At 33.9% G+C, this 11,939-nt stretch carries 7 protein-coding genes; 1 reads left to right on the forward strand and 6 read right to left on the reverse strand.

The genetic code is table 11. The features are described 5' to 3' along the window. Positions 1-11 precede the first annotated feature (11 nt). The 3 genes from MHH42_RS14995 to MHH42_RS15005 form a co-directional block, all read right to left on the reverse strand. Positions 12-1,381 (reverse strand): IS3-like element ISBth167 family transposase gene (locus tag MHH42_RS14995; RefSeq protein WP_087949097.1). Its coding sequence is split into 2 segments (ribosomal slippage): positions 12-916 and positions 916-1,381, totalling 1,371 coding nucleotides; the frame shifts between segments, so codons are not numbered across the junction. A gap of 98 nt (positions 1,382-1,479) precedes the next feature. Continuing rightward, entirely contained in the window at positions 1,480-2,931 is a 1,452-nt protein-coding gene (locus tag MHH42_RS15000) for an MFS transporter (protein ID WP_001186948.1), read from the reverse strand. A gap of 238 nt (positions 2,932-3,169) precedes the next feature. Continuing rightward, complete coding sequence (locus MHH42_RS15005; RefSeq protein ID WP_070173384.1) at positions 3,170-4,387, reverse strand: aspartate aminotransferase family protein; 1,218 nt, start codon at positions 4,385-4,387, stop codon at positions 3,170-3,172. Between the two features lie 274 nt (positions 4,388-4,661). Here MHH42_RS15005 and MHH42_RS15010 point away from each other — a divergent pair, with 274 nt between their 5' ends. Next, a complete protein-coding gene (locus MHH42_RS15010) occupies positions 4,662-6,041 on the forward strand; it encodes a catalase (protein WP_001003627.1) in 1,380 nt (459 codons plus the stop codon). Positions 6,042-6,259: 218 nt separating this feature from the next. Here the strand turns inward: MHH42_RS15010 and colA are convergent, their stop codons facing one another. The 3 genes from colA to MHH42_RS15025 form a co-directional block, all read right to left on the reverse strand. After that, positions 6,260-8,896 carry a collagenase ColA gene (colA, locus tag MHH42_RS15015; RefSeq protein ID WP_070173386.1) on the reverse strand — a complete coding sequence of 879 codons (2,637 nt, stop codon included), beginning with the start codon at positions 8,894-8,896 and terminating at the stop codon, positions 6,260-6,262. 503 nt (positions 8,897-9,399) lie between these two features. Continuing rightward, positions 9,400-9,912: a hypothetical protein gene (locus MHH42_RS15020; RefSeq protein ID WP_070173387.1), complete on the reverse strand. Its 513-nt coding sequence runs from the start codon at positions 9,910-9,912 to the stop codon at positions 9,400-9,402. A gap of 113 nt (positions 9,913-10,025) precedes the next feature. After that, positions 10,026-11,780, reverse strand: a complete 1,755-nt coding sequence (locus MHH42_RS15025) for an adenine deaminase (RefSeq protein WP_097838342.1) — start codon at positions 11,778-11,780, stop codon at positions 10,026-10,028. Positions 11,781-11,939 lie beyond the last annotated feature (159 nt).

The following is an 11,939-nucleotide window of genomic DNA, read 5'->3' on the forward strand; positions in this document are numbered from 1 at the left end:
AGACAAATATATTAAGCAGCTACTAAGGATTGAACTCTGTATTGCACAGGGGACAATCCTTTTAGTTTTGTTTTAATTCTTTTGTGATTGTAGTAATGAATATAAGTTTCTAGTTCTTGCTTAAATTGTTCCATACTTTCAAACTCTTTAAGATAAAGTAATTCAGACTTTAATAAGCCAAAGAAATTTTCCATGACTGCATTATCTAAGCAATTTCCCTTACGGGACATACTTTGGATAACGTTATGTTTTTTAAGCGACTGATGATATTGTCGCATTTGATAATGCCAACCTTGATCCGAGTGTAAAATAGGAGTTTCCTTATCATTCAAACGTTGAAACGCCTTATTCAACATTTTAGAAACAAGGGAATAGGCAGGTCTATGTTCTATATTGTAAGCTATAATTTCTCCGTTATATAAGTCTAAAATGGGTGATAGATATAGTTTTTTACCATGTAAGTGGAACTCCGTCACATCTGTTACCCATTTTTCATTTGGTTTTGATGCGTGAAAATTACGTTTTAAAATATTAGGAGCGAATTTCCCGACAGTCCCTTTATATGAACGATATTTTTTTAATCGAACAAGACATTTTAATCCCAGGATATTCATTAAACGTCGAACGGTTTTATGATTTAATGCATGGCCTCGATTACGTAATTCCAATGTAATACGACGATAACCATACCTCCCAAAATTCTCACTAAAGATCTCTTTAATTAATTCTTTAACTTTCTTATATTTATCTGGACGTTTCGCTTGTTTCATCCAGTAATAGTACGTACTACGAGCGATATTAGCGACTTTCACAAGGTCAACGACCTTGTATTTATGCCTTAATTCATAAATCAATTGCGCTTTGTCTTGGTCTGTGATGTTTTCTTCTTTTGAACTAAGGCATTCAACTTTTTTAAATAGTCATTTTCCATACGCAGACGTTCATTCTCTGCTTGTAGCGCTTCTATAGAACCTTCAAGAGATACTTCGTTTTGTTTTAAATGTTGTAGCTTAGCTTTTTCTTTGGCCATGGTTAGACGCCCCTTTTTCTTTGATTTTAGGGCATCTAATCCTTCTGTTTCATATGCTACTTTCCATTTTCGGAGTGTTTCGCAAGAAGGAATATTAAAAAAAGCAGCTGTTTCTCTCAGAGATGTCCCATTTTCATTCATATAATGAATTACATCTAGTTTATACTCGAGAGAGTAAGTTGTATAGCGTTTTTCAAACGCCTTTTCCCCTGAAAATTCAAACCGTTTAATCCATTGATAAAGTTCTCTAGGATGAACCCCTATAGAATTAGCAATGGTTTTTCCGCCTTCCGTACCTTCTAGATATCGTTTTACTGCTTGTATTTTATCTTTTGAAGAAAATTTAGCCATAAAAAATGCACCTCCAATTGTTAATTATGTGTCTAACAATTGGGGTGCACTTCAAAACTAGGAGTCTTTTTGTAAAAGTCCACGTTGCTTTTCACAAATTATGCTTTTTTTCCTGCTTCAATTTCTAAAGATTCTTCATGCCACCAAAGTGTTTCTTCCGGATCCTCTTTAGCAATTTGGCGTGCTTCTTTTTTCGATTCTACTGTAGGATATGAACCTTTTAGCGCACGTCCTGATGTTGTAACGAATAGTACACTAAATACGACTAATCCAATTATACTTACACCTGCTAAATAAAATGCTGGTGCGAGCGGATTACCGGTTGCATGAACTAAGTATGAACATACGAGCGGTGTTGTTCCACCGAATATAGATACAGAAATATTAAAGGAGATCGAGAGTGCTCGATAACGTACATCGGTGAAAAAGAGTGATGGTAATAACGAAGGTAGTGTTCCTTCATACACACTTAGGAAGAAACCTAATACGAAAATACCTGCAAATATAGCTGCAATATGTCCGTTACCTATTAGTAAAAATGCTGGAATTGCAAATACGCTTAAACCAAGTAAACCAATTTGCACGACGCGTTTATTACCAATTTTATCACTTAATTTACCGAAATAAAGTGCTAATGGAATCATAAGTGCCATCGTAATTGAAATAATTAATAAGCCAGTTGTTTCTTTGACTTTAAGTACTTGAGTTAAATAAGAAGGAATATACGAAAGAATCATATAATTCGTAATATTAAAGAAGGCGACAATTACTGTGCTTAATAAGAAGTCTTTTTTGTGATATTTAATAATATCCATAAATGAAAATTGTTCATTGTCTTCAGATTCCTCTTGTGCTTTTTCCATCTCTTCAAAGATGGGAGATTCATCTAAATGACGGCGTAAATATAAACCGACCAAGCCTATTGGTGCAGCTATTAAGAAAGGAATACGCCAGCCCCAGCTGAGCATTTGCTCATCTGTTAACAATAACGTTAAAATGGTAACAATTACCGAAGCAGCAATGTAACCTGAGAGTGTTCCAATTTCAAGACCACTACCGAGTATACCACGCTTTTTATCTGGAGAAGATTCTGCGATATAAACCATTGCTCCTGAATATTCGCCGCCTGTAGAGAAGCCTTGAATCATTCGGGCAACTAAAAGTAGTATTGGTGCCCATACACCAATTTGTTCATAGGTTGGTAGTAATGCGATGAATAATGTAGAAAGTGCCATTAAAATAATAGTAGTACTTAATACGATTTTTCGGCCATACTTATCTCCTATTCTACCAAAGAATACACCTCCGATTGGTCGAACGAGAAAGGCCGCTGCAAATGTACCAAATGTAAGTACAAGCTGCAAACCACTATTATTAACACCTGAGAAGAATAATTGACTTAAAATTACCGCTAAATACGCGTATAATCCGAAGTCAAACCACTCCATTGCATTCCCTATACCAGTAGCAACCACTGCTTTCCTGGCTTGTTTAGGATTGACAATATTAACGTCTTGAGGTTCAAAATTTAAATCATTATTTTGTTGCATATAATAAAACAGCTCCTTGTTTAATTTAACTTCTTTAAGCACACCTTCTCTTATTGAATAAAATTAATTCGAAGCACTTAAGGAAAATTAATGTCTCCTTATCTGTTATTATTGTTTCACATAATTAATTATTTGTCCAATGAGATGCTCTCTATGTTAAGTAATTTACTATTTTAAAAAGCTGAAGAAGGCGCTAAAATAGCGCCTTCTTCAGCTTTTTATATTTTTTTATATTTTTTTAAATACTTGCTGTAGCTGCTATGCTATGAACACAGGAAATAAACTCATAAGTGAATGCGTCAATTTCCTCTTTCGTAATAATATACGGCGGAAGTAATCGAATAATATTCCCTTGTGTTACATCGACTAACATTCCTTTATTCATTAGCTCAATCTGTAATTTCTTCACATTTTCATTCGTGTCATTCACACTTATCCCAAACATCATCCCCACATGACGAACTTCCTGAATATAATAAGAATTTTCTTTCTGAATGTCTTGCAGTTTATCATTCAAATATAGTGACGTTTCATAAGCTTCTTGCATTAACCCATCATCAAGTAATGTATTTAATACCGTTAAACCTAAAGCTGTTCCCATTGATGAATGAGCAAATGTAGTGCCATGATCTCCTGGTGAAAATACATCGCATAGCTTTTCACCTACAATAATTCCCCCTAGCGGTATCCCTCCTCCTGCGCCTTTACCCATTTGAATAATATCCGGTGTAATATTAGAATTTTGATAAGCGAACAATTTCCCCGTTCTACCCATACCACTTTGTACTTCATCAACGATAAGCAGCACATTATACTTATCACAAAGATGTTGAACACCATATAAATATTCACTTGATAAAGGATATATCCCGCCACTTCCTAATACAGGCTCTAACATAATTGCAATAGGCTTTTCATTTAAAATTGTTTCTTCTAATTGCTCTATATTCTCACGCTCTACTTCGTATACAGGAATAGATGTTTTAGGGAAACTTTGATATACATTTTCTTGTCTCGTAAAATGAAGTGCCCCTAACGTTCGCCCGTGGAAACTACCTTTGAGCACAACGACACCTTCTCGCTCTTCATTCGTAATAGATCTATATTTATCAATTAATTTCAACGTTGTTTCTGTCGCTTCCGTACCAGAGTTTGTAAAAAATACTTTGCCGTTTTTTAAAGAGTACTCAACTAATTTCTTTGCATACTCAATCGCAACTGGGTTTAAAAAGTGAAATGGAAGATGCAACGATTTCGTAACTTGCTCCATTGTCGTTTGCACAATTTTAGGATGATTGTATCCTAATACATTTACTCCTACGCCAGAAAACATATCTAAATACTCTTTTCCATTCACATCATACAGTTGACAACCTTCTCCTCTTTCTATTGCAACCTCCGTACGGCAATACGTAGGCATCATATATTCTTTATCTAATTGAAACCAATCCGACATGTTCATTTCCTCCTAGTTATTTTTACTATTTTTTTAATGACCATTATCTATAAAGTTATTTATCAATTAATTTTTAAGATTAAAATTTTAATAGTGTGTTTTCTCTTTCCGATATTCATTTTTCCATAATTTCTTCTATTTCAACAGGTCCACTCTATATGCGTTTTTTTCATCTAGCGGTATGTTACTACTTTGAACTTTGTATGTAATACATAATCAAGGCTATAGAATCATATTTAGTAACAATCGAAGAAAAAATTTGGAGGCTATATCGATGAATGAAAAATATAATAAAAAGAGGCAACCCTTATTAGGAGAAGACCTTAATCAAAATCGAGAACTTAATGAACAAGCTACACTTCACTCTCAAACAGTCGGTTCACGTGGACCTGTTCTCAAGCAAGATAGTGTACTGCATGAAACGTTACAAGAATTTATACATGAAAAAATTGTAGAAAGACCTGTTCATGTAAAAGGTTTTGGGGCATTCGGTTATTTTCAAACGATCTATCCGATGTCTGCACATACAAAGCTAAGTTTTTTACAACATTCTAATGAGAAAGTTCCTGTTATGGTACGGTTTTCGTTAGCTGTTAGTACGAAAGGAACACCAGATACTTCTAGAAATGTACGCGGCTTTTCCACAAAATTTTATACAAAAGAAGGCGTTTTCGATCTTTTATGTAATCACATTCCTGTCTTTTCCGTTCGTGATCCGATGCGTTTCCCTGAAACGATTAAAGCGTTGTTGCCTTCACCTAAAAATAACTTAATAGATCCGGATAGATTTTGGCATTTTGTCGCTAGAGCACCCGAATCCATTCATTTTGTTGTCCGTTTATACTCTAATGTCGGTACGGTAAAAAGTCTTCGTCACATCCCAGGACATAGTGTAAATACATACGTTTGGAGAAATGCTGAAGGCAATCGAAAGTACGTAAAGTATCATTGGTATCCTTTTGAAGGTGTACAATTCATTACTAGTAAGGAAGCTACTAAACTAGCTGCTGAAAATCCGGATTATAGTGGGAAAGATTTATATGATGCAATTGAGGCTGGTAAATCCGTGGAGTATGGTTTATATGTCCAGCTCATGGATCCAAAAGATGAAGTACATCTTTCTTATGATCCGCTAGATGATACAAAAGTATGGGATGAAAAGATGTACCCTCTTATACCAGTCGGTAAAATGGTATTAAATAAAAACCCTGAAAATTATATGGAACAAGTAGAAAAAGTCGCCTTCTCCCCTTCTAATTTACTAGATGGTGCAGAACTATCTGATGATAAAATGTTGCAAGGGCGTGCTAACATTTATAGCGATTCTCAAAGAAGAAGAATTGGACCCGAATTTCGAAAATTAGCGATTAACCAACAGCAAAATTGGACACCTGCTAATCAAATAACAAGCGGTGATGGAAGGTATGTTGAAGGTAAACTTGAAAGAGCTCCTATAACGAAACAGAATGACTTTACGCAGGCTGGTGAATTTTATACGCAGTTAAAACCAATAGAAAAAGAATATCTTGCTGAAAATTTAGCTAATGATTTGAAAGGTATATCTGATGATATTAGGAAGATCGTTTTGGAGTATTTCAATCGAGTATCCACTGATTTGAAAACAAAAATTGAGACAAAAATGAAAGAGCATTAAGAAGATTAAAACATACTTTCCGAATGAGAATTCAAATCTATATTAATTATTTTCTTGTCAAAATCCAATGAGTTTATTTAATTAAAAAATGTAAAGCCAATATATCCCTGTTCTATAATTAGAACAGGGATATATTGAAGTAGTTTAATGTTTAACATTAAATACTTTATTTCGCTAAAAAATGCAATAAGTAGCCTTTCAAAACAAACTATAGTAAACTACTTTACTTGTACCGTATAATTCCCTGTTCCACCACCATACTTATATACACTTAAGTAATATTTCCCTGGCTTTGCATTATAATTTCCAAGCAATTTGTTTCCATCACGTTTTGTTGCATAAGCTACATAATTGTTTAGATCTGATTCAGAATATAATACCCAGTTCAGTCCAAGATTTTGTTCGTTCGTAACAGAAATTTGTAAATCTTTTTGATCCTTTACATCAATAACAAATTTATCTCCCTGATCTTGATCGCTCAAGGTTCCTTTTAACAAAATATTCAAAGATAGTGGGTTTGCTGTTTCAAATGAATTATTTGGTTCTTTTTCTACAGCCGTACCTTCTTCCGTATTTACTCCGCTAAACACAACATCATATTCAAATTGTCCAGCATGATTAACACGGTAATTTATAAAATAAGCAGTCAATGTTTTATATCCAGTCCACTCTTTTCCTGAAATACGTTTCAACATTTCATTTGTTGCTTCATTCATTACTTTCCAATCCTCAATCTCTCCTTTTGCTGAACTTCCAGTATATGTCCCCTGTAGTGTAAATGTATTAAAGAATTGTGATTTATTCTTTGTTACTTTCACATCTTTTAACTTTGCTTCATTCGTAATATCTGAAGTAATGTCCGAAAGCGATTTTGGATCATGCTGCGCTAAGTACTCATCTGATACTTGTGGGATTGTATACTTATCGCGATTATCTATAAGCATTTGCATATAAGATTGATATTCTTCATTTAAGTTATTATCTTTGCTTAATGCAGAACGGTATGCGTCGTAACTTGAAACATCATTTGCACGAATTAAATCATGCACTTTATCGAACATTTCAGGACGTTTATTATACATATATGATTGCAATGCAAACGAATAGTTATAAAAATCCCACGTTCCATATTTCGCATTTAATGTTTGTGATGCTGTATAGCGTTTTGCAGGATCATTAGATAACCCACCAATTATACTTTTTCGCGGTACTACACTATTTAATCGCGTTGAACCTGCAAAGAACTCTGCATTTCCTTCTTCAAACCATGTTAAACGTTCATTTTGATACATTTCCCCTTGGCCCCATAATCCCTGAACCTCGTACCTTCCTTGTAAGTAGTGTGTAAATTCATGGCGGAACAATTCTTCCAAACTATAAATACTTTGCTCTGGTGTACGTTCATATGTAAAGAAAGTTCCCGTTCCTTCAATATAAATTCCACCATTATTCGTTTCATATCCGTACAGTTGACGATTATATTGATACTCATCTGGACTATTATAAATAACCATCGTTAGCACATCATCCGCATGTCCATTTTCAAGTGGTTTATCGCTACCAACTGTACGATAAAATTGAGAACGTACTTCTTTCGCTGCCCAGTATAGTCGCTTAATTTTCTCTTCACTAACCTTATCCCCAGCTTTAAAGACAATTGCTCCATCATCAAACGTATACGTTTTCGGTAAATATTTCTTTTTACCCTCTTCTCGAATTTGATCTAAATTTACAGTTTTTCCGTTCGCATCTATTCCTCCGTAATTTGTAGTAATTTGTTCTGCCGCAACAAAGTATTGCTCTCCTAAAAATGGATAAATTCGCATTGCATCTGTAACAACTTGTTGTCCTTTTGTCGGCGTGCTATGAAGCTTGCCCAATCGGCCAGCATAGTAAATTCCGTTATTTATTAACCATCCATTTTTATCTGATACAGTACCAAGTAGTGCGAAACGACTTACTTCATTAATAAAGTTATCGATATTTCGATACCATATCGTATCTTTCGGCTCTTTTCCAGTCGTGTACATATCCGTCTGAATATCAAAGTCAATTCCCTTCATCAACTCATATATAGCGTCTCCTTTTGTTCGGTCTTCAATGAAAGTTGCAAGATTATCGTTATATTGTTTAAAAATTTCACCTGCATATAAAACCGTTTCAACATCTGCTGATGCATTTCCAATTAATTTTCCATATGATGAAATTACTTTATTTTGTTCTGATGTACCAAGTTTGAAATTTGGATTTTTTGCAATTGTTTTTAAAGCTGGTAAACATTTATCATGGTAGCTACGCTCATTTAGTTTGCTTAATTCATCATGGTAAAAACCTAAATAAAATGCTGCACGTAGCGCTTCTACTAATGTTTCAATCCCTTTTGAGTCATCTTTCGTATAAGCTTGTCCTTGTTCTGCTAGTTTATTAATAATCGCTTGCATTCGGCTATCATCTTGATAGAATTTAAGACTATCACTATTAAACTGAAATAATTCCGGAATTTGATACCATTTAATAGTCACAAGAAGATCAGTTAATTGTTTGTTACTTAATTGATTTAACTCAGCCATCGAATACTTTTTTTCTTCAGCTAACGGTTTAATATTATCGGTTGGTGCTAGTGGACGCTGCGATAAATCCGCTAACTTTAACCGTTTTGTAAAAGATGCATTTTCTTGTACTTTTGAAGGGTGCGCCAATTCATCAACAGATTTCTGTATGCCAACCGGCTCCATTTGTAATACGTTCTTCACATTTTTCTCTTTTGTCTCTGCTTGAATTTGCAAACCATTACATGTTATTGTCACTAGTCCAACACCAAGAATCCACTTAGAAATTTTCGAATATTTAACCATACCATTGCCCCCTAATAATTTTAAAGAAAATTCTGAATTTTAAAATCAAAAAACTACTTATTTATATGTATTTACAGTTCCGCTATAAATACAACTATGATCAATAATGCAATAGTAGCTTGTTTTATACTATTACGAGTACAGATTCCTTATATACAATCTCCCTTCCTTACATGTAATACAAGCAAAAACTGTGCCAATCATATTTCTTATGAATAGCCAACATTCTTTTATAAATACTGTAGAATAAAATATACATAGGTGGTTCGACAATGTATAAATCATTTGACACAAAATCTAATTTTTATGAAGAACAAATTCATTGAATGTTATAAGTTCATTAGCAAGTACATAATTTTCAACTAACAACATCGCAAATTTTTAAATCTCTCAAAAAAGGTAAACAAACATATTCCATAAAGCTAATATGTTTGTTTACCTTTTCCGATTTCAAATCAACAGCAAGATATCGTTGAATAAAAGCAGCATTAATACGTATTTTGTTATTCATTTCTCTTTTTCAGATAATCCTTTTCACATTGTAACGGTTTGAATTTCACTTTTTTCCCTTTCTTCTTTTTCGTTTTTATAACGAGCCATTCTCCTTTTTCAACGTCTAGTTTTAGGCGTTTCATTACATTGATATTATCGTTTTCTTTATAAAGTAAAAATGCCTCTTGCGCCCTTACAAATAAGCTCGGCTGCTCGCTAAATCCACCACTATCATAAATTTTAGTTAGCGAATTATAATAAGAATCATTTTCCTTTCCACCATACATCAAATGGGCAGCCTCCAAATCTCTTTTACTTACTTCCCAAAAAGTATGTTCATCAATATTTAATTTAAATGTGGATTTAATGTCCTGTATTATATTCTTCACATACTTTTCATCTCGAATTTTCCTTTCTTCGAGACAATCCGAAGATAACCTTGGTGCATCTGATTGGGAATGTACAACGTGTTGTATCGATACACACAGAATAAATATGCTTAAAATGTAAAATATTTTTTTCATATTTACATATCACCTCAAATGATTTAGATACTATATCATTTGAGGCTTACAATATTCTTATACTAATAATAAGAAAGATCCTATAAAATAAAATTTTTATAGGATCTTTCCTTTTAATATTGCTTTATCAAATTCACGGGCGGGGCAGCTACCTTACTACTTTTCACATCATATAATCCTATAGGTGTTACTCGTATAAAAGGCAAGTGCGTCGCAGAAAAGAATAAAATTGTAAATGCCGGATCATCATACACGTAGCCACGCTTTTGTAGTAATTTCACCATCTTTTTCTCTTCTTGTATTAATTCGCTCATTTTTAAATCGGACATAATCCCGAGCAACGGTAATGCAATTTCGTGTAACACTTCATTGTTTTCTGCTATGACCATTCCACCACCGAGCTCTTTTACTCTACGAAAAGCTGTAAACATATCTTCTTTCCTTTTTCCGATAAGAATGATGTCGCCTGTACCAGAATAAGAACTTGCAAGACCTCCTAATTCATTTACAAAACCTTTCACAACTGTATTCACTCGCCAAGTACCATCGCGGGCAATCATCATTAGAAAACATTCATCATGTTCCATGGAAAGTTCATCACAGTCTAAGTCGATTTCGCTAACATATGGTTTTGTTATAACATTGTTTAACAAGTGTATACCCGTTTTATTAGAAAAAATCATATGTTCTTTTTCTATAGACCAGTCTAATGATAATGGGGTTACTTTAAATTCACTCCAGTTTATATGTAATGATTTATTTTTGTTTACTCCGTCACGCTTCACCCATTTTCCCTTTGCAATTACACTAATTGGCACCGGATTTTCTTTACTTTCCAAAATATTAATATTGGCGATTCTCCCTGTCGCAATGGAGCCATGTAAATGCTCCATATTATAATAACGAGCAATGTTATAGCTTGCCATATGGTAAGCATCTATTGCCGGAATTCCTTGCTCAATCGCTATTTCTATCAATCTATTCGTCATTCCGTTTTCATAAAATGACGGATGTGAACCATCTGTTGTAAAAATGAATCTATCAAATTGCTTAACACCTAATTCTAGTAATTCTTTCAATAAAACTTCTAAATCTGGACGGATTGAAGAATTTCTAAGGGAAACAGTGTAACCTTGCATAAGACGAGTGAAAGCTTCCTGTCCTGTCATCGCTTCATGATCGCAATCCGTACCTAACAACTTTAACTTTGCTAAAGTCGTTTCAGATGCCCCTGGAAAATGTCCTTCTACTTTTTTCTGTAACCGCTTCGTTTCCTGCACCCAAGTTAACATTTCATCATCGCCATGTAATAGTTTTGGCCATGCTGTTAACTCACCGCCTTGAAGAACTGCTTCATGCTTTAGCCACTCTATTATTTCTTCACTATTAAATACAGATTCCCCGTTTTGCAGCTCAGTTTGTCCATCAAAACGACACCACCAATACATACTTGCCGGAATCTTTTTAAATTCATCTAATAAACGAAATGCTTCTTCACGTTGTAATGTGAAAAATAAAGTTAAATTATCATTAATAAAAGTTGTCGTCCCAAATTGCATCGCATGATTCGCTAACGTCTCTGGATTATACAATTGATATGGATGTGCATGTGGTTCTATGTAACTAGGAACTACATACTTTCCATCGCAATCAATCACTTCACATTCACTTAGTTGCTTTGGCAGCTGCTCTCCTACGTATACAATTCGATCATTATATATCCAAATATTCGCTGTCATCCACTCGCGCATATAGGAATTTAAATATGTTGCATTCTTTAATAATATGTGTGGACTTCTCTTATCATCTAGTACTTCAACATGTTCTCGTAATTGCTTATTAGTCCATTTAAAATGATTTTGTTCCATTTTATTCAACTCCAAATCAACTCATAATTATTTTGATTAAAACGAGAAATACTTAACTAACTAAAGTATTTTCTACTCATAACTCCCCTATTGGTGCCCCTATATCCTTCATTATATGGAATGATTTCAAAAATAACAATTTTCAGAATCATACACATA

The sequence above is a fragment of the Bacillus sp. FSL L8-0099 genome, from assembly GCF_038006385.1.
GTDB classification, from domain to species: domain Bacteria; phylum Bacillota; class Bacilli; order Bacillales; family Bacillaceae_G; genus Bacillus_A; species Bacillus_A toyonensis.